26 protein-coding genes are annotated in these 24,459 nt (G+C 39.2%); 6 read left to right on the top strand and 20 right to left on the bottom strand.

The genetic code is table 11. The annotated features are described in order from the left end of the window. Nucleotides 1-26 precede the first annotated feature (26 nt). From MKX55_RS04135 to MKX55_RS04080, 12 genes are all read right to left on the bottom strand, one after another. Nucleotides 27-638 (bottom strand): ABC-2 transporter permease, encoded by a 612-nt coding sequence (locus MKX55_RS04135; protein ID WP_339236289.1) that lies wholly within the window; start codon nt 636-638, stop codon nt 27-29. Next, the gene (locus MKX55_RS04130) at nt 631-1,500 is read right to left on the bottom strand and encodes an ABC transporter ATP-binding protein (RefSeq protein ID WP_339236287.1); all 870 of its coding nucleotides are present in this window, start codon (nt 1,498-1,500) and stop codon (nt 631-633) included. Before MKX55_RS04130 ends, MKX55_RS04135 begins: the two co-directional genes overlap by 8 nt. Before the next feature lie 82 nt (nt 1,501-1,582). Further along, nucleotides 1,583-1,876, bottom strand: a complete 294-nt coding sequence (locus MKX55_RS04125) for a YfzA family protein (RefSeq protein ID WP_339182630.1) — start codon at nt 1,874-1,876, stop codon at nt 1,583-1,585. 193 nt (nt 1,877-2,069) lie between these two features. Continuing rightward, nucleotides 2,070-2,681, bottom strand: coding sequence for an ABC-2 transporter permease (locus MKX55_RS04120; RefSeq protein WP_339236284.1), 612 nt, complete (start codon nt 2,679-2,681; stop codon nt 2,070-2,072). Further along, nucleotides 2,674-3,543, bottom strand: a complete 870-nt coding sequence (locus MKX55_RS04115) for an ABC transporter ATP-binding protein (protein WP_339236281.1) — start codon at nt 3,541-3,543, stop codon at nt 2,674-2,676. Before MKX55_RS04115 ends, MKX55_RS04120 begins: the two co-directional genes overlap by 8 nt. A 5-nt stretch (nt 3,544-3,548) precedes the next feature. Beyond that, nucleotides 3,549-3,920, bottom strand: coding sequence for a GntR family transcriptional regulator (locus MKX55_RS04110; protein ID WP_042531893.1), 372 nt, complete (start codon nt 3,918-3,920; stop codon nt 3,549-3,551). 156 nt (nt 3,921-4,076) lie between these two features. Next, a complete protein-coding gene (locus tag MKX55_RS04105; RefSeq protein WP_339236279.1) occupies nt 4,077-4,373 on the bottom strand; it encodes a YfzA family protein in 297 nt (98 codons plus the stop codon). A gap of 481 nt (nt 4,374-4,854) precedes the next feature. Beyond that, complete coding sequence (gene glpK, locus MKX55_RS04100) at nt 4,855-6,357, bottom strand: glycerol kinase GlpK (RefSeq protein WP_339182624.1); 1,503 nt, start codon at nt 6,355-6,357, stop codon at nt 4,855-4,857. A gap of 101 nt (nt 6,358-6,458) precedes the next feature. Continuing rightward, nucleotides 6,459-7,268, bottom strand: coding sequence for an MIP/aquaporin family protein (locus MKX55_RS04095; RefSeq protein ID WP_339236277.1), 810 nt, complete (start codon nt 7,266-7,268; stop codon nt 6,459-6,461). A 543-nt stretch (nt 7,269-7,811) separates the two neighbouring features. Continuing rightward, on the bottom strand, nt 7,812-9,002 hold the full coding sequence (locus MKX55_RS04090) for an AI-2E family transporter (RefSeq protein ID WP_339182620.1): 1,191 nt from the start codon (nt 9,000-9,002) through the stop codon (nt 7,812-7,814). 212 nt (nt 9,003-9,214) lie between these two features. Beyond that, a complete protein-coding gene (abc-f, locus tag MKX55_RS04085; RefSeq protein WP_339238417.1) occupies nt 9,215-11,119 on the bottom strand; it encodes an ABC-F type ribosomal protection protein in 1,905 nt (634 codons plus the stop codon). 107 nt (nt 11,120-11,226) lie between these two features. Continuing rightward, nucleotides 11,227-11,349, bottom strand: a complete 123-nt coding sequence (locus MKX55_RS04080; RefSeq protein ID WP_281422721.1) for an RAxF-45 family protein — start codon at nt 11,347-11,349, stop codon at nt 11,227-11,229. Nucleotides 11,350-11,588: 239 nt separating this feature from the next. Here MKX55_RS04080 and MKX55_RS04075 point away from each other — a divergent pair, with 239 nt between their 5' ends. The 6 genes from MKX55_RS04075 (at nt 11,589) to MKX55_RS04050 (ending at nt 15,848) form a co-directional block, all read left to right on the top strand. After that, nucleotides 11,589-12,374 carry an AraC family transcriptional regulator gene (locus tag MKX55_RS04075; protein ID WP_339182618.1) on the top strand — a complete coding sequence of 262 codons (786 nt, stop codon included), beginning with the start codon at nt 11,589-11,591 and terminating at the stop codon, nt 12,372-12,374. 84 nt (nt 12,375-12,458) lie between these two features. Continuing rightward, nucleotides 12,459-12,806 (top strand): nuclear transport factor 2 family protein, encoded by a 348-nt coding sequence (locus MKX55_RS04070; RefSeq protein ID WP_339236275.1) that lies wholly within the window; start codon nt 12,459-12,461, stop codon nt 12,804-12,806. Nucleotides 12,807-12,818: 12 nt separating this feature from the next. Then, entirely contained in the window at nt 12,819-13,250 is a 432-nt protein-coding gene (locus MKX55_RS04065; protein ID WP_339236273.1) for a VOC family protein, read from the top strand. A gap of 576 nt (nt 13,251-13,826) precedes the next feature. Next, the gene (locus MKX55_RS04060) at nt 13,827-14,219 is read left to right on the top strand and encodes a DUF3592 domain-containing protein (protein ID WP_339182612.1); all 393 of its coding nucleotides are present in this window, start codon (nt 13,827-13,829) and stop codon (nt 14,217-14,219) included. 116 nt (nt 14,220-14,335) lie between these two features. Further along, nucleotides 14,336-15,178, top strand: coding sequence for an aldo/keto reductase (locus MKX55_RS04055; protein ID WP_339236270.1), 843 nt, complete (start codon nt 14,336-14,338; stop codon nt 15,176-15,178). 148 nt (nt 15,179-15,326) lie between these two features. Beyond that, on the top strand, nt 15,327-15,848 hold the full coding sequence (locus MKX55_RS04050) for a VOC family protein (RefSeq protein ID WP_339182608.1): 522 nt from the start codon (nt 15,327-15,329) through the stop codon (nt 15,846-15,848). 205 nt (nt 15,849-16,053) lie between these two features. Here MKX55_RS04050 and MKX55_RS04045 read toward each other — a convergent pair whose 3' ends face one another. The 8 genes from MKX55_RS04045 to MKX55_RS04010 form a co-directional block, all read right to left on the bottom strand. Further along, the gene (locus MKX55_RS04045; RefSeq protein ID WP_339236267.1) at nt 16,054-16,995 is read right to left on the bottom strand and encodes an AEC family transporter; all 942 of its coding nucleotides are present in this window, start codon (nt 16,993-16,995) and stop codon (nt 16,054-16,056) included. 69 nt (nt 16,996-17,064) lie between these two features. Continuing rightward, entirely contained in the window at nt 17,065-18,576 is a 1,512-nt protein-coding gene (gene xylB / locus MKX55_RS04040; RefSeq protein WP_339238414.1) for a xylulokinase, read from the bottom strand. A gap of 92 nt (nt 18,577-18,668) precedes the next feature. Further along, nucleotides 18,669-19,496, bottom strand: coding sequence for an ammonia-dependent NAD(+) synthetase (gene nadE / locus MKX55_RS04035; RefSeq protein WP_339236264.1), 828 nt, complete (start codon nt 19,494-19,496; stop codon nt 18,669-18,671). Between the two features lie 135 nt (nt 19,497-19,631). After that, complete coding sequence (locus tag MKX55_RS04030) at nt 19,632-21,083, bottom strand: nicotinate phosphoribosyltransferase (RefSeq protein WP_339236261.1); 1,452 nt, start codon at nt 21,081-21,083, stop codon at nt 19,632-19,634. Nucleotides 21,084-21,276: 193 nt separating this feature from the next. Continuing rightward, nucleotides 21,277-22,056, bottom strand: coding sequence for an NUDIX domain-containing protein (locus MKX55_RS04025; protein ID WP_339236259.1), 780 nt, complete (start codon nt 22,054-22,056; stop codon nt 21,277-21,279). A gap of 179 nt (nt 22,057-22,235) precedes the next feature. Further along, the gene (locus tag MKX55_RS04020) at nt 22,236-22,883 is read right to left on the bottom strand and encodes a hypothetical protein (RefSeq protein ID WP_339236256.1); all 648 of its coding nucleotides are present in this window, start codon (nt 22,881-22,883) and stop codon (nt 22,236-22,238) included. A 259-nt stretch (nt 22,884-23,142) separates the two neighbouring features. Continuing rightward, the gene (locus tag MKX55_RS04015; RefSeq protein WP_339182596.1) at nt 23,143-23,904 is read right to left on the bottom strand and encodes a MerR family transcriptional regulator; all 762 of its coding nucleotides are present in this window, start codon (nt 23,902-23,904) and stop codon (nt 23,143-23,145) included. A 120-nt stretch (nt 23,905-24,024) separates the two neighbouring features. Further along, nucleotides 24,025-24,363 (bottom strand): hypothetical protein, encoded by a 339-nt coding sequence (locus MKX55_RS04010; protein WP_339182595.1) that lies wholly within the window; start codon nt 24,361-24,363, stop codon nt 24,025-24,027. Nucleotides 24,364-24,459 lie beyond the last annotated feature (96 nt).

The following is a 24,459-nucleotide window of genomic DNA, read 5'->3' as shown; positions in this document are numbered from 1 at the left end:
CAAATAAATTGATATTACACGATATATCAGAATACTTTACGCTGATAAATAAACTGACTGACTACCCAGGATATGAGATATAAACCAATCGCTATAGCTGCGCCGCTAAGATAAAATATTGACGTTGATAAGCTCGTAATAAAATCTGTAATGGTAGTAAGGTGGTCTGCTAAAAATCGAAAAACTGGCGGCAAAATAATGGTTGAAGCAATAAATCCAATAAAAGCCGCTATAAAAATATACTCTGCCTTTAAGAAATAAAATAATGGAAAAGCAAAGGCCGCAATGAGACAGAATAACCCAGCAGCAATTGCCATGTCCCTCATGGTATAGTCAAACTGAAATACATATAGGATAACTCCTGCCAGAATAACGGATAGAATCATATATACAATTGCCCCAATATATCTGGCAGCAACAATTTCTTTTCTTGTGTATGGCAAAGAGTTAAGAAAAATATTTGTTTTCGATTGCTGATCAAATATATATGCATTCAAAGGAATAAAAACAGCCGCCATCAGAAAAATAAATGATGGGTGTATATCCTTGATGAAAATAGCAAAGATCATAATAAGGGGAACAAGAAAGCCTATTTGCGTTTTCTGTATAAAAACATCTTTTTTTATCAGGTTAAACATTTTGCTTCTCCGCTCCTTTTGCATAGAACATAATATCTTCTAAAGTAGCAGGTTCCATAGCAACACGATCTCCAAGTACCGCCTTCACTCCAGCCACATCATTTGTTAAAGCTGTGAATCCATAGGAGGAACGCTCTATCTTGATAAACATTTTTTCTACATCCCGATTGATGACATCCATGCTTCCTTTAACTAAAGCATAACGATCCTGCACATCTTCCATGGAATCGGTAAAAAGAATTTTCCCCTTTTGAATAAACGTAATATAATCGGCAATCCGCTCTAAATCACTGGTGATATGCGTAGAAAAGAATAATGTTCTTCTTCCATCCTCCATGATCTCCTGCAAGATATCCAAAAGCTCTCTCCGGAAAACGGGATCTAACCCTGCTGTCGGCTCATCCATCATAATGAATTCGGCATCATGCGATAATGCCATTGCCAACGAAGCTTTCATCTGCATCCCTTTGGAGAAGGTTTTCATTCCTTTATTTAAAGGCAATTCAAACTTCTTGATATAATCGTAAAACTGCTTATCATTCCAATTTTTATAAGCTGGTGCAACAATCCGCCGAATATCCTTTAAATTTAAACTTTCATAAAACACATTGCTATCGTAGACAAAGCCCATTCGCTCCTTAATCTCTTTCTCATTACTGGCATAATCCAGTCCAAATACATTGATGTCTCCTGCATCAGCCTTTAACAAATTCATCATCAGTTTCATCGTTGTTGACTTCCCAGCTCCATTTGCCCCGATAAAACCAGTTACATACCCTTGTTTGATTTGTAAATTAATATCTTCTATTGAGAAATCTTTAAAATGCTTGCTTACCCCTTTAAATTCTACTACATTTTCCATATTTTTCACTCCCTAATTAAAATTCTATTCATTTCCTTCATTTCGTTCCTATTCATGAAATTCTGCTTTCAAGATCATTTCTTTACTTATTTTTCTTAAAAATAAAGCTCAGAATCTCTGCTAATACACATATTATTACTGCAACTAATTGTAAAAACGTAACAAAATTAAAAAATGGATAACTATAAAAATGAAAATGCTCTGTAAATAACTTTGCGTTTAAAATGTTATTAATAAAATTTGTATCACGAACATTGGGCTCCCAGCCAGTTCCATCCAAAAGCATAAAAATAATTTGAACCAGGATAAGAATTCCTGCAGTTACTACTATTTCTTTTAGTTTCTTATTACTTAAAAATCTTGTTTTTTCCGTCATCCGTATTCCCCTTTATATAACGCTTATACTTCTAATCCAATATTGTATATATACTATATTAACAATATATACATTATTAAACCATCTTTTTATTACCTTTTCAACTGTTAAAATGATCTTTCCATAAAAAAGAGACCTCAGCTTTATGCTCAAGATCTCTAATCGGTATCTATTCAAGATTTACTATAATTTTTTAAAAAGCTTTCCGCTGATAAATCATTTGGCTAATCAGCCAGGAAGCTGCATATAACACGATAATGATACCCGCAACACTTATATAAAGTGAAGGAGTGGACGCACTGGAGAGAAATTGAACTATGGAAGTCAGATGCTCTTCTAAAAATGTCATTGTTACCTGGCTTAAAATAAACACCAAAACAAATCCTATCACAATTGCCGTCCCAATATGTCCCGGCTTCAATAGATAGAACAACGGAAACGCAATTGCAAACAAAGTAAGTGTAATCCCTGCTCCAATTCCAATATCCGCCCATGTAAAAGCACGATTAAACAATGAAAAAAGGATAATTGTTATACCAATAGATACTGCCATATAAAAAACAGCGCCAATATACCGGGAAGCAATAATTTGCGTGCGAGTATAAGGCAAAGAATTCAACAAAATATTGGTTTCTGCCTTTTCATCATACGAGTAGGCGTTTATCGGAATGAAAAACCCCGCAAATACAAAAATGAAAAAAGCAGGTAAATGGGTTCCTGCAAAAATAAAGAAAAGAATACATGGAATGAATAAGTACAGCTGAAATTTCTGTATTATCAAATCTCTTCTGATTAAATTAGTCATATGGATAATCTGCCCCTTTCATATAAAACATGATTTCCTCTAAGGATGCTTCTTCAATGACAACATGCTCGCCGAACACTTCTTTTACTTTTGCAGCATCCTTGGTCAACGCCTGAAATCCGTTTGGCAAACGTTCTATTTTTATAAAAAATGCTTCCGTATCTGCATCAAGCAATTCCGTGCTTCCCTTCACGATTGCATACTGTTCCTGCAGTTCATAGACTGGTTTATCAAAAAGAATTTCTCCTTCATCAATTAGAACAATATAATCAGCAATCCGGTCCAGATCGCTGGTGATATGTGTCGAGAAGAGAATCGTTCTTTTCCCGTCTATCATTACTTCCTGAAAAATATCTAATAGCTCCCTACGAGATGTCGGATCCAGTCCTGCTGTTGGCTCGTCCATAACAATCAACTCCGCATCATGCGAAAGAGCCATTGCAATGGAAGCTTTCATCTGCATTCCCTTTGAGAATTTCTTCATTGGCTTATTTAAAGGCAGTTCAAACTGCTCCACGTATGCTTTAAATTGCTTTTGATCCCAGTGCGTATATGCCGGTGCCACAATCCTGCTAATATCCTTCAAGTTCAAGGATTCATAAAAGATATTGCTGTCGTAAACAAAGCCGATGCGATCTTTTATTTCTTTTTCATGACTGGCATAATCCAGTCCAAATACGCTCACTTCCCCATTATCCGGCTGCAGCAGATTCATAATGAGCTTCATTGTCGTTGATTTGCCGGCGCCATTTGCCCCAATAAATCCAGTTACATATCCTTGCTTTATTTGTAAATCCATATGATCTATCGTAAATGCTTTCAACGACTTAGAAACATCATGGAGTTCCACCACATTTTCCATCCCCATCACTCCTCATACAGCAGCTTTAATAATTCTTGCAGTTCTTCATAAGGCAATCCAATTTCCTTGCTGTTCGAAATAACCGCACTCAGCTGCTCCTCAATCACTCTTAATTTCTTCTCCCGGATAACATCTAAGTTTTGCTCCGCTACAAACGAACCTTTTCCGACAATGGAGTAGATAAACCCTGATTTCTCCAACTCCTCATAGGCCCGTTTGGTTGTAATAACACTTATTTTTAAATCTTTTGCCAGCTGTCTGATAGAAGGCAATGCATCTCCTTCCGCCAGCTCGCCTGAAAGAATTGCTGTTTGAATTTGCTTTAATATCTGCTCATAAATCGGTTCTTTAGAGCTGTTGGATATAATAATTTGCATGTCTATACCTCATTTTTCTGATTGTATATCTACATTATACACAATACAAAAAGTAATGAATAATCTCGTAATGCTAAGCTCCAAAAACATCGCTTTATTTAGAAAAATTCAAGAGAAATTTTGTATGATGCAGAATAATTTTAAAAGTATGATGGGTCAGTCTCTTTTCAACACACTTGAAAAAAGAAGGAAAATCGTCTGCAGCACGATGATAACTATACTTAGAAGAGTAATAAAATTAAAAATATCAGATGTATGAAAGTTGAAAATATCGGTAAACCATGCTGACTCCATGATACTATCCCGAATTCGCATCAAGAGTGAATTATCATCACGTAAATTCGGGCTCCAGCCTGCCCTGTCAAAAATAACAAGCAAGATTTGTATTCCTATCAAAACACCTACAGTACTTAACCACTCACCCCAGGCTCCATATTTTGAAGATTTCCCCATAAGCCTACTCCTCCATTAATGTATATACACTATATAAACAATATATACATATTAAACCACCTTTCTATATTTTTTTCAACCATAGAAAAAAGACCAGGAATTATCCTAGCCTTTGCATTTCATTTTTCCAAGCTGTAAAAAAAGTTGAGATACCATTGCATACAAAACACTCCTTGAAATCTCATCCCCACCTGCGAATCATATTAATGATGCTTCAGTTTATGTACTTTTTAAGAATTTACGTAGAACAAGTAGTCATTCCATTGTTTATTACCTTTTATGCAGTGGGAGAACACTATTTGATTTGAGTAATTGTACAGAGGTTTCGTGGTCTTCAGTGACTTATTTTATTACATCTTACTAAAAACGTATTATATCTGTATAATCTTGTAAGGCTCCAGCTCAGCAGTTTCTCTATAGACCGCTGAGCCGCTTTAGCACTTACATGTCATTTAAATTTTCTATTTGTCCATAGCTGCAACTATTCTTCCAGCTTAAACACCCTTGTCGCCTCGACAGCTTTTTGCCATCCTTTATATAACTTTTCACTTTCATCATTATCCATTTTATCCTCGAATGTTTTCTCTACTTTCCATTGCTTCGCGATTTCCTCCTGGCTTTCCCAGAAGCCGACAGCTAATCCAGCCAGATAAGCAGAGCCAAGCGCTGTTGTCTCCTGGATTTCAGGACGTTCTACAGTGACGTCCAAAATATCGCTTTGGAACTGCATTAAGAAATCATTTTTCACGGCTCCTCCGTCTACACGCAGGGTTTTTAATTCAATATCTGAATCTGTCGCCATCGCTTCCATCACATCTCTGGTCTGATAAGCCAGTGATTCTAATGTCGCGCGGATAAAGTGCTCTTTTTTGGTTCCTCTTGTTAAGCCGAATACGGATCCGCGTGCTTCACTATCCCAATATGGCGTTCCTAAACCAACAAAAGCAGGTACGACATAAACACCATCTGTTGTCTTGACCCGTGTTGCAAAATCTTCACTTTCCGGGCTGGATTCAATCATTCTTAAACCGTCCCGCAGCCATTGAATAGCAGAGCCAGCTACAAAAATACTTCCTTCTAACGCATAGGTAACTTTTCCATCAACGCCCCAGGCAATGGTTGTTAATAATCCATTCTCTGATTCAACCGGTTTTTCTCCTGTATTCATTAACAGGAACCCGCCTGTACCGTATGTGTTTTTGGCCATTCCTTCTTCAAAACAAGCCTGTCCAAATAAAGCAGCCTGCTGGTCACCTGCAATGCCCGCAATTGGAACTTCCTCACCAAAGAAATGATAAGAGATCGTTTTTGTATATTCTTCAGAAGACGGACGTACTTCTGGAAGCATCGATTTCGGTACACCTAAAATGTCTAACAGCTCTTCGTCCCATTCTAAATCATGAATATTAAACATCAGTGTTCTGGCAGCATTGGAATAATCGGTCACATGGGTTTGTCCGCCTGAAAACTTATAAATCAGCCACGAATCAACCGTACCAAATAACAAGTCTCCTGCTTCCGCTTTTTCTCTTGCACCTTCTACATTATCCAGGATCCATTTTACCTTCGTTCCTGAAAAATACGGATCAATCAGGAGACCTGTCTTATCCCGGAATGTATCCTCATAGCCTTGTTCTCTTAATTCCTTACAAATAGGCTCTGTCTGACGGGATTGCCAGACAATAGCTCTATAAATTGGCCGTTTCGTATTTTTGTCCCATACAATTGCTGTTTCACGCTGGTTGGTAATTCCAATTCCTTCTATTTGATTTGCTTCAATACCTGTTTTATTTAATACTTCCGCAATACAGCCTAATACAGATGTCCAAATCTCATTGGCATCATGCTCTACCCAGCCTGGTTTTTCAAAGTACTGTTCAAATTCTTTTTGCGCAGTATCGATAATTGCCCCTTTATTATCAAATAAAATCGCACGTGAACTCGTTGTTCCTTGATCAATTGAAAGAATATATTTCTCTGCCATCCCTGTTTCCTCCGTTTATTCATTTAAAATTCACCTGTTCTAAATGTGCAGGTGTTTATTCCATATATTACATACCCTAAAATACGTTATTTTATTCTTACTTATGAGATAGCATGCTTATCTCGACGCTGTTCATTTACAAAAGCTGTTGCCAGAATGATGGCTACTACAGCAGACATGATCCAAAAACCTGCCCCCATCTCCCCATCAAAAAATGCATGGTAGAAAATGGCACCGTATACACCGCCGATAATCGGACCAATAACAGGAATCGGCGAATACCGCCAATCTGATCCGCCTTTACCTATAATCGGTAAAATAGCATGTGCAATTCTTGGACCCAGATCTCTGGCCGGGTTGATTGCATAGCCGGTCGGTCCTCCAAGAGACATCCCGATTGCAACAATTAATAATCCAACCACCGCCGGGTTTAATCCTTCTGTGAATTCGTTTGCACCGATAAATAATAAGCCCATAACCAAGACAAACGTTCCGATGATCTCACTTACTAAATTGGCCGGATAGCTTCTCACAGCCGGACCTGTCGCAAATACTCCCAGCTTTGCCCCTTTATCTTCCGTTTCTCTCCAATGCGGAAGGTACTGAAAGTAAACAATCATTGCGCCAATTATAGCTCCGATTATCTGACCGGATAGATACGCCGGCACCTTTGCCCACGGAAATTCGCCAATTGCAGCAAATCCTAATGTTACCGCAGGATTTAAATGGGCGTCAGATATATTCCCTGCCGCATAGACTCCCATCGTCACACCTAAACCCCAGCCTATTGTAACCAGTACCCAGCCGGCGCCTGCAGCTTTCGATTTTTTTAATTCTGTGCCAGCGACAACTCCTGCCCCTAAAATGATTAGAATCATTGTCCCGAGCAACTCAGCTGCAAATTCAGACATGTTTATATCCCCCTTGTTAAATAGAATGTTCTATTGATTTTCAACAAGTATGAAGTAAAAATGACAAATAAAAAAGTCCACACAGATATAACCGTCTCCTCTCTCGTGAAAAAACGATTTACTGTGTGAACTTTATCTCCGACACAACCCTTAACTTGTCATCCAATACCTTATAACAAAATTAAAACGCTGTCAATAATTTCAATTTTAATATTTGGCAGGTATCAGCATCACGTTAATCAAACATTATCGTTATTTTTCCCGAGTAAATCCCTTTTCAATGGACTTTCTCATCTTTCTATCACAAATTTGTATAAAATAACTTATTTCATAAGGATTCCCTATTATTTAATAACCATTCACATTTCATGAAACCTGTAAGCTGCAGACATATATTCCTTTTCATTTCACCCTAATTCAATAAAATTAAAAAACGTTCCTGCTTTCTGTAAAGAAAGATCAGAACGTTTTTTAATTTTATTTCTATTTTCATCAATACCTGTACGTCAGATTTCTCTATTGACGCGGCTAATTGCTTTCAAGCTACTTTTTTTCATCCCGATTTTCTGACTCCAAATCAGCTTCATATAAATGACTTCGGATTTTAAAGAATTCAAAGGCATGCGTCACAAATACTTTAAGAAGCGCGTAGCCGGGAACAGCTAATAGAATACCAACGACACCAAATAAATTCCCAGCCGTCAGAATAATAAAGATAATCGTAATCGGATGCACACGGAGATTTCTTCCCATAATCTGCGGTGAGATAAACTTCCCTTCAATGAGCTGTACAATGGTCCATACAATAATCAGCTTAATCACCATAAATGGAGAAGTCACCACCGCAACGATTAACGCGGGGGTAATTGCAATCGCTGGTCCAAGGTAAGGAACAACATTCGTAAAAGCGGCAATCAGCGCCAATACCGGTGCGTATTCCAGTCCAATAACGGTAAAGCCGATATACATCAGCACACCGATACAGAAAGCAACAATAATTTGTCCGCGAATAAAACTGCTGATTTGATGATTCATTTCTTTCAAAATCACGTAGGTTGGTTTTCTCATGGACACTGGTAAAAATTTAAGAAAATAGTGTGGCAGCTTTTCCCCATCCTTCAATAAATAAAATAAGATGAATGGCAGCGTGACAATTGCTAAGACAATTTCTGTGACGGCGCCGATTACACTTCCAATATTGGAAAAGGCGCTATTCACTAAATCAAGTGAACGGTCAGATAACTGTGTAGCAAATCCTTGCAGATCGATATATTCCACTAATTGAAATTGGTTAATGAAATTCCCGCCGATAAAATCATTTACCATTTTTTCAATATCTGAAATAAACGGCGGCAGGCTTGTTATGAAACTTGTAATCTGGTCTCTCAAGAAAGGAAAGACAGAAATGATTAAAATCGTTAAAATGCCAATAATAACCAGATACAGCACAAAGATAGAATAGATCCGCTTCACATTTTTCTTTTCTAAATAATTAACAATTGGATTCAATAAATAATATAAAATTGCTGATAAAATAATTGGCAGCAAAACTGTCTTTAAAAGCACGACAAGTGGTGTAAACACAAAGGAAATATGTGTGAAAATAAGTATGTTTAAGCCAATCAACAATAAAATGACTAAGAACACAACAAAGCGGTTATTTAAGAAAAAACGTTTAAATAAATCTATTTTATCGTTAACGGATTTCAATGCAGCACCTTCTCTTTTCCCCATATTTCTAAGTTACTCCTATTATATCGCAAAAACTGACAGGAATCTCTACCCAGCTCACCATTTTTTTCATATTAGACACGTTAAAATTTTAGTAAATGCTTTTTAATGGAGACGAATAAACGCAAAAGTTCTTCGGCAGGAAGTGTAATCGCAGTCCCATCCTCATCTTATCAAAGGCATTCACCGAATTGGTTGATGAATGCCTTCATGCTTTAATCCCTATTCTCTAAAACTAGCAGCTTTTCATAGGCGTGTTGTCTTTCACTATCTTTATTTTCCTTCTGCTCTTGTAACCTTTGCAGTTCTTCTGCATCAGCTATTCCTGCCATACGTAGCTCTATCGCATAAATTTCCGCCTCTAACGCTTCAATTTGCTGTTCCAGCTTCTCTATCATTATTGACGGGTCTTCTATGGTTTTATACGATTTTTTCATTTTTTTATCTGTTTTTTTGTTAGAGGAGGAGAGCGCTTCTTCCTTTTCCGATAACTGTTCTTTCCTTTTTTCCTTTGCCCAAGAGTAATTCCCCGGATACGTTGATAGTTGTTTGTTTTCTATCCAATACAGATAATCAAATTGTTTATCTAAAAAGTAGCGATCATGGCTGACAGCAATCAGGCTTCCTCCAAATCCTTCCAGCGTCTCCTCTAATACTTCTCTGGAATCAATATCTAAATGGTTCGTCGGTTCATCCAGTATAAGCGTATTGATATCCTGATGCATCAGCTGTGCTAAGCGCAGACGCATTTTTTCGCCGCCGCTCAGCTGTGTTACTTTCCGAAAAACATGCTCCCCGTAAAAAAGAAACTTTGCCAGAATATGTCTTGCCTTTCCTTCTGTTACGGAAATTGCTTCACGAAATGTTTCAAGTACTGTCTGATTCGGGTCAATATCATGAAACACATGCTGTGAAAGATAACCGAACTTTACATTGCTGCCAATCATGACTTCTCCTTCATCCGGCTGTACATTCCCAAGCATCAGCTGGATCAGTGTGGATTTTCCTGTTCCATTTTCCCCGATAATGGCAACCCGGTCCTGATAACGGATGTGCAAATCTACCTGATCAAAAAGCAGTTTTTCTCCAAATTGCTTCCGTACATCTGTCATGACAACTACATCTTTCCCGCTCCGATCCGAGCTGTCTAATTCCATTTGCATCTTTTTCCGGTTTAACCCCGGCTTTTCTATTTTTTCCATCCGCTCCAGCGCACGCTCCATATTTTTTGCCCGCTTATGCAGTCCTTCATTGGGCGGGTTAGCCCGGTTCGCCCACTCTTTCAAACGTTTAATGGCTTCTTTCATTTTCTTCATTTTTTTCTGTTGTTCTTCATAAGCCTGAAACTCCCGGAGCAGCCGCTCTTCCTTTTCCTTCACATAACCGGAGAAATTCGTATGATAAACCGCCAGCTCTCCATCTTCTAAATCAACAATTCGCTCCACGACTTCATCGAGAAAATAGCGGTCATGGGAGATAACGACAACTGTTCCCTCATAGTTATTTAAAAATTCCCCCAGCCATTCCACCGCCTGCAGGTCTAAATGGTTTGTCGGCTCATCCAGTAACAGGAAATCTGGATCCTGGAGAAGAATCTTCGCTAAGCCAACCTTTGTTTTTTCTCCGCCGCTGATTTGGTCAAAAGGCATTTGTAATAAATCATGAATTTGCAAGCCTGTCGTAATCCGGTCAATATTTGCTTCTAATTCATATCCGCCAAGCACAGTGTAACGTTCCTGCGCTTCACCGTATGCCTTAATAGCTGCAGCCATATCCTGTTCTGATTCCGGGTTCTGCATCACCTGCTCCAGATGGTTCATTTGCTTTTCCAGAGCTACTATTTCCTCATTAGACTGTTTTAGCACATCAAATACACCGATGCCTTCTTCCGGATGAGGTATCTGTTCTAAATAGCCGATGGTCGTCGCTTTTTTCCAATGGATATTTCCTTCGTCCTGCTTTGTAATTCCTGCCATTAACCGTAACAGCGTCGTCTTGCCGCCTCCATTCCTGCCGACAATTCCGATTCGCTCCTTTTCTTTTACTTCCAATGTTAAATCTTCAAATATGATATTTCCGCCGTACATTTTCTTAACCTGATTCATTTGACAAATCATTATTTATTCCCCTTTACCTTCTCTGCCGAAGATAAAGACAGCAAAAAGCACACAAAGAGCGTACCTCTCTGTGTGCTTTCAGACGTCACTTCATTTCACATAACCGTACTTTATCCGATGCAGAGATGCTTTTTTGCTTTCGTATTTGCTATTAAATTGCTAAAAAAGGACAGACGTATCCCGCAGGCAGCAAATAGCGCAAATTTCGCACGGCAGTAATATAAGAATTCCATCCAGTCTCCGCACGATTTCTCAAGCCCTAAAAACATCTCTACACCTCCATTTCTCTCGTAAATTATATTCATTATATAGAATTTTTGTGCTCCATGCAAACTTTTCCCAGTGTATTGTTTCACAGTTCCGAATCTATTGTGAAATTTATTAAATTTAGATTAACCATTTAAAATTCTAATATTAGTATAGATATTCTCTTATTTTCAGATATACTCAGAATAGAAGGAGGCTTTTAAAAATGCTGACACCAAATAAGACCATTCAGGATTCCATTGTATTTATTCAGCAGAATTTAGATCAGGACCTTTCACTCAACGTTCTTGCTGATGAAGCAGCTTACAGTCCATTTCATTTTTCCCGTATGTTTAAACGGCAGATTGGCGTATCACCGATGTACTTTATTTCCAGTTTACGCTTGCAGCTTGCCAAAACATTATTATTAGACACCGCTTTTCCTATCCGGGATATCGGTCTTGAAATCGGCCAGCAAAGCCTCGGGACCTTTACAACACGCTTTACCAACAGTATTGGAATGACACCTGCCTCCTTTCGTGCTTCTCTTCAGCACCCGGAAGCATATATGACTGATTTAAAGCAAAACAAATGGCAGCCTCCATCCATGCATACCGCTTCTTCCCGTCAATTATCTGGATCGATTCAGACAGATGAACCATTCAACGGTATTATTCTGGCGGGGCTATTTCCAAAGCCGATTCCAGAAGGACTGCCAGTCCGCGGCACCTTATTAATACATTCTCATTCTTTTCATTTAACGAATATTCCTGTTGGCACCTATTTTCTGATGGCAACCGCTATTTCATGGGAAATGGATTCCAAAAAGATTCTTATCCCGCAGGAAACATTACGTGCACGCCATCCCTATCCCATCTGTATTGATGGAAAACGTTCACTGCCCGAAACCCGCCTGATTATGAGAAAGCCGGAAATTACAGACCCGCCCATCCTTATTTCGTTACCATTACTCATGAAACATTTTCTGCAGCAGTCACCGATTTCACATTAAATTATTCTAAATGGAGCAATCGAGAAGAAATCAGTGTAAACAACTGCTGCTATACTAAAAAAAAGAGAAAAGGAGTGAAGAAAATTGACCGTTACTAGGAAATTAATGGAAAAGTTTAACACTGCTTTCGCCAACGGAGAAGTTGATTTTATTTTTGAAGCAGCCGCAGATGATATTATCATGAATGAAGTTGGTCACGGTATTAGTGAAGGAAAAGCAGCTTTTATTGAAAAAATGGAGCCGATGCGCGGTTATAAGGCAGATGTTTATAAGGTTTACCGAACACTCATTGAAGGAAATACAGCTGTTGTGGAGGGCGAAATGCAGTTTACAGATGAAGATGGGTCTGTCACTTATTATTTTAATGACTGGTATACGTTTGAGAATGAAAAATTAAAAAACCTTACTGCCTATATGATTAAACAAACCTAGGAGGAGAATACGATGCCTACAGGAGTATACGCTTATATAACAATGGATGGTACTGGAAAAGAAGCAATCGATTTTTATAAAGAAGCACTGGATGCTGAAGTATTAGGGGTACAAACATTTGGCTACCTGCCTGAGAATCCGGAATTTGCTCTTCCGGTTGAAGCAAAGAACCGTATCCTGCATGCCCAGATACAAATAGGAAATACGTATTTTATGCTGTCTGATACTTTTCCAGGGCAGCCCATTGAGACAGGTTCACAGGTCCACGTCTGTGTTACTTTAGAAGACTCCGGCAAATCCAAAGATATATTTGAGAAATTGCAGCAAGGCGGCAAGGTGCTTATGCCGCTTCAAGAGACACATTGGAGCCCTGCTTATGGACAGGTGCAAGATAAATTCGGGATTACCTGGCAAATTTCAACAAATCTGCAGGAATGCATGTAAGTTAGATTCTAAAGCAGATGAAATGTATCTCCACCTTCTCTTACCTTTATCAGGTAGGAGTTTTTTCTTTAAGGAGAAATTTTAAAAACAACGTCTAAAAATTGGTTAACGGATAAAATTTTATATTGTTCAAAATAGGTAAAAAGTGCAATAATACTGGGTCAATACCAAAATCTATGGTTGGGAAATATAATTAAATGTGATAATAGCAATTATCTAGCGAAGGAAATACACGTAGGCTCCTATGGGAATGCGCAATGGTCTTCGGTGGGGCGAGTAACTGCAAAAGCCCTTCGATGGGACGAGTAATCGCGGTCCCAGTCCCAGTGTGAAGACCCCGCAGAAAAAGTGATCTTCTTTTTTTCTACCCTCGGGGCATAAGTGCGACTTTAGCTCTGTCTGCGCCTGCCGGCTTGTCAATCGCTAAGTCTTCTTTTAGAGGAGGCTGAAGACAAGCCCATGGAAAGCGTAGTGTATTTCCGTAGCGGCCGCTTACAGCAAATTTATATCTATTATGTTAACCATAGATCTTGGTGAAGAGCCTTTATAATAAACGAAAAGAAGGATGGGAAATCGTTGGCTTTTATTGGTTTATTACTTTGCATTGTAGCCTTGTTTGTTATTTTCTTAAAATTAAAGAGTGTTTTAACTGGTGAATTAGTAGCAGGAAAAATTATAGGATATAACCGCGGTGCGAAAGGCCGCTATAGCATCGTCGCCTACAATTATAGAGTTTTACTGGAATATAATGACGAACTGTATTATGTTACCTCTATTGATACTTTTACTGCAACAGACGGTGTAATACCCAGAAAGTATTTGGGAATGTATTGCTGGGCTTATTTTAACCCGAAGGCACCAGATAAAAGAGTTGCTTTAAAAGGATTTCATCGTTTAGAATGGATGGCCTTCTTTCTATTTTTGCTGGGAGCTTTGATTATTATCATCGATTTGGCCAGGATGCTTTAAACCAAACGCCGCCGAATACATAGATGGAAACGATTGACCGGCAAAGACAAATTGTTTGAATTTTCCGGAGCAGAAAGGTAGGATTTTAAGTATAAGCGAAGGGAGAGTATATACAGATGACAAATCAAATTCCAGAAATCACATTACATGACGGTATTCAAATTCCTGCTGTCGGCTTTGGGACGTACAAGCTGAAAGGACAGCAAGGCGCACAAGCAATCAATACGGCAATTACAAACGGCTATCGCTTAATTGATACAGCGTACAATTATGAAAATGAAGCTACCGTTGGAGAAGCTGTACGCCGGAGCTCCGTACCACGTGAAGAATTATTTATCACATCGAAGCTTCCTGGACGTTATCATCATTATGATGATGCCATTGTAACGATTCAAGAATCTTTATTCCGCGCTAATCTGGATTATTATGATTTATACTTGATTCACTGGCCAAATCCCATTCAGGATAACTATGTGGAGGCCTGGCAAGCATTAATTGATGCGCAGAAATTTGGTTATATCCGTTCCATCGGTGTATGCAACTTCTTATCAGAACATTTAGAGCGACTTGAAAAAGAAACAGGAATTTTGCCGACTGTGAACCAAATTGAATTACATCCGCGATTCAATCAGGCAGAGCAGTTGAAATGGGATACGGACCATCGGATTGTAACAGAATCATGGAGCCCTTTATCCAGAGCAAGTGACCTCCTGCAGGATAAAACATTACAAAAAATTGCTGAAAAGCATCACAAAACAATCTCACAAATTATTCTCCGCTGGCACTATCAACTGGGAGCAGTGGCAATCCCTAAATCAGCGTCACCAGTCCGCCAGAAGGAAAATATCTCTATCTTTGACTTTGAATTAAGCAATGAAGAGATGACAATGATCAACAGTCTTACCAAGGCAGAGGGGCGTTTGAAAGGCCAAGACCCGGCTGTTTATGAAGAGTTTTAAAAGATTAAAAAAAGAGAAGGCATGTTTCACCTGTAAAGAAGAATTCATATAAACGAAAGGGGGCTGTTGTGCAATGAGGTAACTGTTTGTACGACAGCTCTTTTTTTCTTACTTCCATTTATTCATTTCATAAAGGAGTGGTTATCCCATGACAAATTTGACACGCGGTATTGACCATATAGGAATTACAGTACCAGATATTGAAGAAGCAACAGCGTTCTTCAAAAAAGCTTTTCATGCAAAAATTGCTTACGATAATAAGAAATTAGGCGACGAACCGCAGCAGGGGGAAGCCGTTGAAAAAACGTTAGGTCTGAAAAAAGGGGCGAAGGTGATTCATATACGGATTCTTTCTTTTGACAATGGTTCCAACTTAGAGCTCTTTCATTTTAAAGATACCGAACAAAGAGAACCTGTTATTGCCTCTGATCTTGGAGTCCAGCACTTTGCATTCTATGTTGATGATATCCAGCAAACAGCTAACGCTTTTGTGGAAGCAGGCGGCGAATTATTAACAGAGCCAGGCGAGCTATTAGGGGATGTAGAAAACGGATCTGGAGAATTTGTTTATGGACGCGCACCATGGGGCATGCTGATTGAATTAATAAGCTACAATCCGAATCAATTAGATTATCCTGAAGGTAGTGAAGCAAAAAGATTTACACCGTAAAAGTCTTTTTACATGTCCAGTCTTTTGTAGCAGCTTAACTGGACCATGCCCGGCATAAAACAACATAAAAAGTTCCAGTCATCAAAAAGAATGATTGGAACTTTTTTATGTCAGGTGATGAAACCTCTAATCAATATTATTCATCAAATTCATAGCCACGCGCACAAACTTTAATCGTAAACCATAACTTTTCTATTCACCACCGCTAAATTAACAACAAAAACACCAAATAAACAATCGGAATACTGACAACCGAAAGAAGTGTGGAGAAAAAGACAACTACCGCCGAAAATTCTATATCTCCCCCATATACTTGTGCATACATACTTATTGTTGCCGGACTCGGCGTCGCAGAAAGCAAACATGCTATCATAAATAATTCAAATGGAAGATTAAATAACAGCAATGGCAGAAAGAAGACAATAGGATAAATAAACAATCGAATCATTACAGCGATATAAACAAAAATGTCCTTCATATAGGCAAGGACTTTAGCATACGTTACGGTTGAAATCATCATGCCAATCATAATCATGGATAAAGGTACCGTCATCTGTCCAATGGTTGCTATAGGACTCATGATAAAAGCAGGAAACTGAACAGGGAAAATAAATAAGACAAAACCTGCTATCGTTGCTAAAAAGCCTGGATTTTTTAAGATAAACATCGTTTTGGAAACTGGAAGTCCTTCTGGATTCATAATATAAATCGCATATGTCCACATCAGGACATAATAAATCAGATTAAATACAGAAGCGAACAGGACTCCCTCCTGCCCAAATAGCTGCAGGATAATCACCATGCCGATAAACCCTTGATTCCCAAACAGAATCACATTTTCGAATACAGCGCTTCGGTTCACCGGGAGCGTTAGTTTTTTCGTGATAAACCTGCTTACAAAAAGGGTCCCTCCCATGATATAGATGGAAAGGACGAACATAATAAGGGCGCCATAAGCTTGTTCATATTGGAAGGGCATATGCATAGAACTAATTATCAGACAAGGTAAAGCAATATATAATAATAAGGTCGTGAATGAACGCTGACCTTGTTCAGAAATCAGTCCCTTACGTCTGATTATCCACCCGATGGCGACAATAATATAAAGCGAACCAATTTCATACGCTAGTGTAAATAATGTATCCATGCCCCTCCGCCTTCCTCTTTAACGTATCGTTACAGATTATTCATCTAGAGAGGAAGGTGTGATAAACGGCTATGCTTTATCGTTATTCCGGTATTTCATTAAATCCTTATTTATTTGTCTCGTAGAACCGTAAACAGACTTATACAGTTTAAATAATTCCTTATACTTCTCTACATTTTCCGGAATAGGCTCCACCCTTTTTGCATCCTCCAGAAAAACGGAAGCACATTCCTGCAGCGTTTCAAACCACCCCGCGCCATAAGCTGCCAGCATCGCCGCTCCCATTCCCGGCCCTTGTTCACTGCTTGGCTTTATTACTGCAGCATCGAATACATCTGCCTGAATTTGCAGCCATAGCTCACTTTTGGCTCCGCCGCCAATGGCGATAACCTTATCAATCACTTTTCCATGCTCCCTGAAAATTTCTACCGATTCATTTAAAGAAAATGTAATCCCTTCAATTACCGCTCTGGTAAAATGTTTGCGTTCGTGAGAGCTGTCCATGCCAATAAAGCTGCCGCGAATGTAGGCATCCACATGGGGTGTACGTTCTCCAGCAAGATAAGGTGTGAATAATAGTCCGTTTGCTCCTGCTGGTACATCCTTAGCTTCATTTATAAGGTCATCAAATCTCCTTTCTTTTGCAAAGGTGTTCTTAAACCAGGATAAACTATGGCCTGCAGAAAGTGTCACACCCATCGTATAATAAGCATCCGGAGCAGCATGGTTCATGTAATGCACTTTTCCTTCAAATGATTTATCTCCATTCGTTTCATAGGAGACAACAACACCAGAGGTTCCAACACTAACCATTGTCTCCCCCTCTTCCAAAATACCGGCACCAATCGCTCCACAAGCATTATCGGCACCCCCTGCAAACACTTTCATTTCTTCTGATAAGCCGGTTTTTTCTGCTATTTCTACCTTGATATTCCCAACCATTTCATGAGAAGGAACCAGCGGCGGACACAAATCAGGATGAATATCTAAGGCTTCACAGATTTCCTTGCTCCATGAGCGCTTCTTTATATCTAATAAAAGGGTGCCTGCAGCATCTGAATAATCCATATGTAATTGACCAGTCAGGCGAAAACGCAAATAATCCTTCGGCAATAAAAACAGCTTTGCTTTTGCGTAATTTTCAGGCTCATGCTTTCTAACCCATAAAATTTTAGTTAATGTAAAACCTTCTAAAGCCATATTTTTTGGTATTTCTAAAAGCGTATCCTCTCCAACACACGTTGTAATTTCCCGGCATTCTGCAGTAGTGCGCGTATCGTTCCATAAAATAGCCGGGCGGATTACCTCGTGATTATCATCCACTAAAACAAGACCATGCATTTGCCCGGAAAAGCTGATTCCTTCAATATCAGATAAATTCCCAGAAAATCGATCTGTCAGCTCCGTCAGGCCGGCTATTGCCTGCTCTACCCAGTCTTCCGGATTTTGTTCACTATACCCTGCTTTTTCCTGCATCAATGGATATTCCTTCGATACCTCTTGAACTACTTTTCCCTTCTGATTGACCAAAAGCAACTTTACCGCACTGGTCCCTAAATCCACACCGATAACATACTTCACTGCTTCATCACCCTTCCTCTCTCTTATAACAAAAGCCACTTTTTTATTAAAAAAGAAAAAAGGACGAATCATTCATCCGCCCTCTGCAATTCTTATTTCCACCAATCATTATAAATAGAAGCAATCGGCTCCCGCTTATGCATGGTTTTGATATAGTGCCCTTCAATAACTTCTCTTGCTTCTTGAGATATTTCTTTTCCTTCTAAATAATCATCGACTTCTTCATACGTGACGCCTAACGCTTCTTCATCAGCTAAGGCCGGACGGTCATCCTCTAAATCTGCAGTCGGTTTTTTCAAATAGAGATGCTCCGGACAGCCTAACGCTTTCAGCAGTTGTTTTCCCTGACGCTTATTTAATCCTTCCAGGGGCGCCAGATCACAAGCTCCGTCTCCATGCTTGGTGAAGAACCCGGTAATTGCTTCTGCGGCGTGATCGGTTCCTAATACAAAGCAGTTATGCACCCCTGCGATGCTATATTGCGCCTTCATGCGTTCTCTTGCTTTTTCATTCCCTTTTAGAAAATCGCTGATAACGACTCCTCCAGCACGCAATGCTTTTTCACTTGCATCTACTGCTTCCTTAATATTAACTGTCAGCACTTTCGAAGGCTGAATAAATTCAATCGCATCTGCTACATCATCTGCATCGCCTTGCTTTCCATATGGAAGCTCCACACCAATAAATTGATACGTTTCTTCTTCCTCTTCCTGATTCAATTCATCTATTGCCAATTGAGCCAGTTTCGAAAGCAAGGTAGAATCCTGTCCCCCCGATATTCCAAGGACAAAGCCATTGGCAAAACTAAATTTCTGCAAATATTCCTTCATAAAATCAATACGGAGACGAATTTCTTCCTTCGGGTCGATTTCTGGCTTTACATGTAATGCGTTGATAACGGATTGCTGTAATTCACTCATTCCTAAACACTCCTTTATTCGAAAACGTCGAATTCACTTATTCTTAGCAAACCAGCAGCTTTCACTTGGCATACAAACATTTCACTGCGGTAAAAAAACAGAAAGTTTATCCGTATTCCGATAAAATCAATGATTCTAATCTTGTTTTAGCTGTTTCTTCACATTTTCAATATGCTCCATCTTACTATTCCATAGTTTGATACTTAAATCGACTGGATATTCAGCCGGATAGTTTGTCCGCTTATATTCATCCCAGAAAAGCTGAAGCTGGCTCTTTGCGTAATTCTGTACATGGAGAAGACTTGGGCATTCGTAGACAATATCACCGTCGACAGCAATGTCAAGATGCAGGTTTACTGCGTCAAAATTAGAAACCATTTTCTTATAATACGTATGAATCGGGTGGAAAAGCATAATTTCCTCTTCCTGGTTCGGATCTTCATCCTCTAATGTCAGGTAGTCTCCTTCTGTATGATGGTTTCCCTTATTTATAATCCGATACACTTTTTTCTTTCCTGGTGTGGTCATCTTTTCCGGATTACCGGACAATTTAATGGTATCTACCATTTCTCCATGCTCGTCCTCAATCGATACAAGTTTATAAACCGCTCCCAGCGCAGGCTGGTCATATGCCGTAATCAATTTTGTACCGATTCCCCATACATCGATTTTCGCATGCTGGGCTTGCAGACTGGCGATGGTATATTCATCTAAATCATTGGAGACATAAATTTTCGCATCCTTAAATCCAGCCTCGTCCATCATTCTCCTGGCTTCCTTCGACAAATAGGCTAAGTCGCCGCTGTCAATCCGGATTCCTTTAAAATCAATGGTATCCCCTAATTCTTGAGCTACTTTGATTGCATTTGGCACACCCGAATTGAGTGTATCGTATGTATCTACTAAAAAGACACATTCACGATGACGCTCTGCATATTTTTTAAAGGCGGTATATTCATCTCGATAAGCCTGAACCATCGAATGAGCATGTGTTCCCGATACAGGGATTCCAAATAACTTGCCTGCCCGGACATTACTGGTTGCATTGAATCCGCCAATATACGCCGCTCGCGTTCCCCACACGGCTGCATCCATCTCCTGTGCTCTGCGTGTTCCAAATTCCATCACCGGGTTATCCCTGACCAGCTGCCTGATGCGCGAAGCTTTCGTCGCAATCAGTGTTTGGTAGTTCACAATGTTTAATAAAGCAGTCTCTAATAATTGTGCTTCTGCTAACGGCGCCTCCACACGGATAATCGGCTCATTCGCAAAAACAACCTCTCCTTCATGCATGGATTTCAACGATCCGGTAAAACGGAGCTGACGCAAATAATCAAGAAAGTCTTCTTTATAACCGAGTTCCTGTAAATAGGTTAAATCCGATTCACTGAAGCGGAAGTTATGTAAATACTCGATAATTCTTTCTAAGCCGGCATATACGCCATAGCCATTTCCAAAAGGGAGCTTGCGAAAGTATAAATCAAACACAGCATTACGCTGATGTACATCATCATACCAATACGTTTCAGCCATGTTTATTTGATAAAGATCTGTATGCAGCATTAAGCTGTCATCTATATAATTCATTTCCGATTTCCTCCTGTGGTTTATCACGGATGACTGTCCGTAAATCTCCCTCCTCCAAGTAGAAGGGGAAAAATCAAATCTGCTTAGGCGAGAAGTCAGATGATCTCATTCTCTGAACAACTCCGCCTAATCCAGCGAGAGAAAAGCAAGGCTCTCACGGAATGAAGTTTCGTTTTATACGTCTTCTATTTTATTACCAAATAGTTGAGAAAACAACATAATCGTTAAATTGATATAACTGGGACGGCCTGAATGAATTCCGTTCCGTTTTCTTTAAGTTTCCATGCTGATCGACAACTTTTTCTAAAAAAGGCAGCTTAGGTGCTTTTCCAAAAAATACAGATGTGTTTGTGATTCTGGAATGATTGGATACCGTCATCAAGACACGCTGCAATTCAGATAAAGTAAATTCATTAGGCAGAAAGTTTTTGGCAATGGTGGAATGAAGCATGTCCCATTCAATTAAGGATACAGCATCTGCAATTATTTGTTCGTGATCGAACGCTAATGCAAGCTCTTCTATCTCATCCAATGAGAACAACCCAACTTCCGCTGCATCATCCGCCGCTTCTCGTTTTTCAAGCTGAAATTCCGGTACAATGGCATAATGCGCATTGGATATAATCCAGCCGCGAGGGTCTCTTCCCCATGCATCGTACGTGCCGAAATGCTTTAAGAATACATTTTCTACGCCTGTTTCTTCCTTTAATTCTCTCGTTGCTGCCTGTAAAGCAGTTTCCCTTTTTTTCGCATCCACAAACCCTCCAGGCAACGCCCACTTGCCGGCTTCGATATTAGGTTTTCCTTCTGCATTCATTTTAGCCCGTTTGATTAATAATAGCTTTAACCTTTTTTGAGGAGGCTCTTTTTTGCGTTGTTCTTTGGATTCAGCATTCTCTGAAACAATGGTAAATACGGCAATATCACTCGTATAACCGTCTGGTGTAATATACTTTGATTTCTCCTCCTTCATGAATTTTTCACCTCCAATGAGTATCGTTATTAGTAATTTGTAATTTTATAATTACTAAATATTATAGCTAAAAGAAGACCGATGTCAACTGTTGAAGCTCCAGATTTATTTTCTATAACAAAAGCTGAAAAGAATGGACCCTTCATCAGGCTGTGCTTCATTCTTTCCAGCTTTTTAAATTACGCTTTCGTTTTTTTCGGGAAAAAGGTGTACGACCAGGAATAAATAAAATCAACGATAAAGATAAGCCCCCAAAGCTTGGACATGCTAAACGCTGTTTCACTGGCATACGGGGACTGCCGATAATCATCTATTTCCACCCAGGTCAAATCCGTTAAATAACCCACAATTCCTGCTGTTCCACCCAGCCCATAAATCCACAACCCTGCTTGTACACTGATAAAAATAACCAGATGAATCATTGCACTAATACGATTTTTACGGGCAATATATTTTGGGTCCTGTTGGCGCTCCATTACCTGCATATCTTTTTCCGTTAATAAGGAAACACCGCGCCATTTGCCAATCGTTTGCCGCATCCAGCGATCAAGACGCTTAAAATCAGCGATACCAAAAGTACATGCATAGAGCACAAAAATCATAACGATAATCTGGAACGTGCTGATTTCTCCGGTGATTTGATAAATGTAGAGAGCCAGCCCTGCTTCAAATATAAATAAAGCTAAAAATAAACTGATAAAGATAACACTTAGCTTCTTCTTATTCAGCAAATATCTAGTTACCCCAAATAATAAGAGCATAACAACAGAAAGAATCTCCGCCGCGATAAATAATTCCCACTGGTAGGTTAAAAATGCTTCTTGCATAGCTTATCTCCTTTTTGTAAATACCTTTTATCACGAAGAATCGTCCGTAAAATTTCCCGCCTCAAAATACAGAGTAGAAATCGACGGGAGATGAACAGCCGCGGACTACCCTGAATCACTCAACTAACTTTCTGTGAGAAAAAACCAAAAAATTTCACAGAATAACATTTCGTTTTATAGTATTTACGCAAGAGAAGCAGAAAAGATTCATGAACATGAAAAAAACCGGGAAAACGCTTCCCCGATTTTTTCAGCAGAATCAATCCGCTGCATATTTAACTACTGCATCATGCAAGAGAGAAACAACCTCTTTTTTCGCACGATTATTATAATATTTCGCAAATCGTTCATCTGCCATATACATTTGTACCAAGCCTTTATGAGCCTCAGCGGAATAATTCGGCCAAGAATACAGCAGCCATTTTTTATGAAGTTCATACACTTCCTTTGCTTCTGGTGTATCTAAATCCTTCGTCTCTGTCAGCTGCTCCAGCTTCATAAATAATTCATCTTCTATCCGCTGCATTTCCTGAAAGTCTGCCTCACTGAGGTTCATAAATTTTTTATTCGATTTTTCTATTGTTTCCTCTCCATATTTTTCTCTGATTTCTTCTCCATATAACCGTTCATTCTCTTCCAGACGTTCTTTCTTAAATCCTTCAAATTTTTCTTCCGCTGTCATCGTAATCTCTCCCTTTGTATATTGAATTGTTTTTTTCACGGTAGCTAACAATCGGTTTATCTTTTCTTGTTCCGCTTCCAGTTTTCGCTGGTGATCTTCTAATGCCGTCAGCGTATGAAACGCAGGATCATCCAATACGGATTGAATCTGCTCCAGCTTCATCCCTAAGGAACGATAGAGAAGAATCTGCTGCAACCGATTTAATTCCTTGTCTTCATAGAGACGGTATCCTGAATCCGAATGCTCCGCCGGCTTTAATAAATCAATTTGATCATAATACCGGAGTGTGCGTGTGCTGATACCAGACATGTCAGCTACTTGTTTGATGGTGTATTTCATCTCGTTGCCCTCCTTTCATTTTTTAGTATAGAGATTTACGCAGCGTCAAGGTCAATACTTTTTTTACTTAATTTAAAAACCCATCTCGATCAGTTTGAGATGGGTTTATCTTACCTTATTTTATATAACTTCATTAAATATTTGTCCGCCATTTAAGTCAATAATCTTTAAACGGCTCGTATCTTTGATAAAAATCGTTTTGTATTTTTTTTGATTAGCGTCATCACCAATAAATAGAATACGCTTATGCGGATTATCCTCCACAACTTGAACAGATTCATTTCCAGATGGAATTTGATCTTGGATAACATCCATTTCTTCCTGTGCATTTGCGCCTGTTTCTTCTTCCATAGTTACTGCTTCCTTATCTGCTGTGATTTCTTCCGCTTCTCCTGTATTAGCGTAGATTCCACTAAACAGTAATGCTCCTGCTGCCGTTGATAGTAAAATTGTCTTCATTGGTAAAAACCTCCTTAATTTCTTAACAATTACCAGTTTACTGGATGACTGCTTATAATGTCCTTAGAGAAAAATGAGAATTTGATGAGAAGCCTC

The organism is Oceanobacillus sp. FSL W7-1281, assembly GCF_037969835.1.
In the GTDB taxonomy this organism is placed as follows: Bacteria; Bacillota; Bacilli; order Bacillales; family Amphibacillaceae; genus Oceanobacillus; species Oceanobacillus oncorhynchi.
This window is presented reverse-complemented; position numbering and strand designations above follow the sequence as displayed.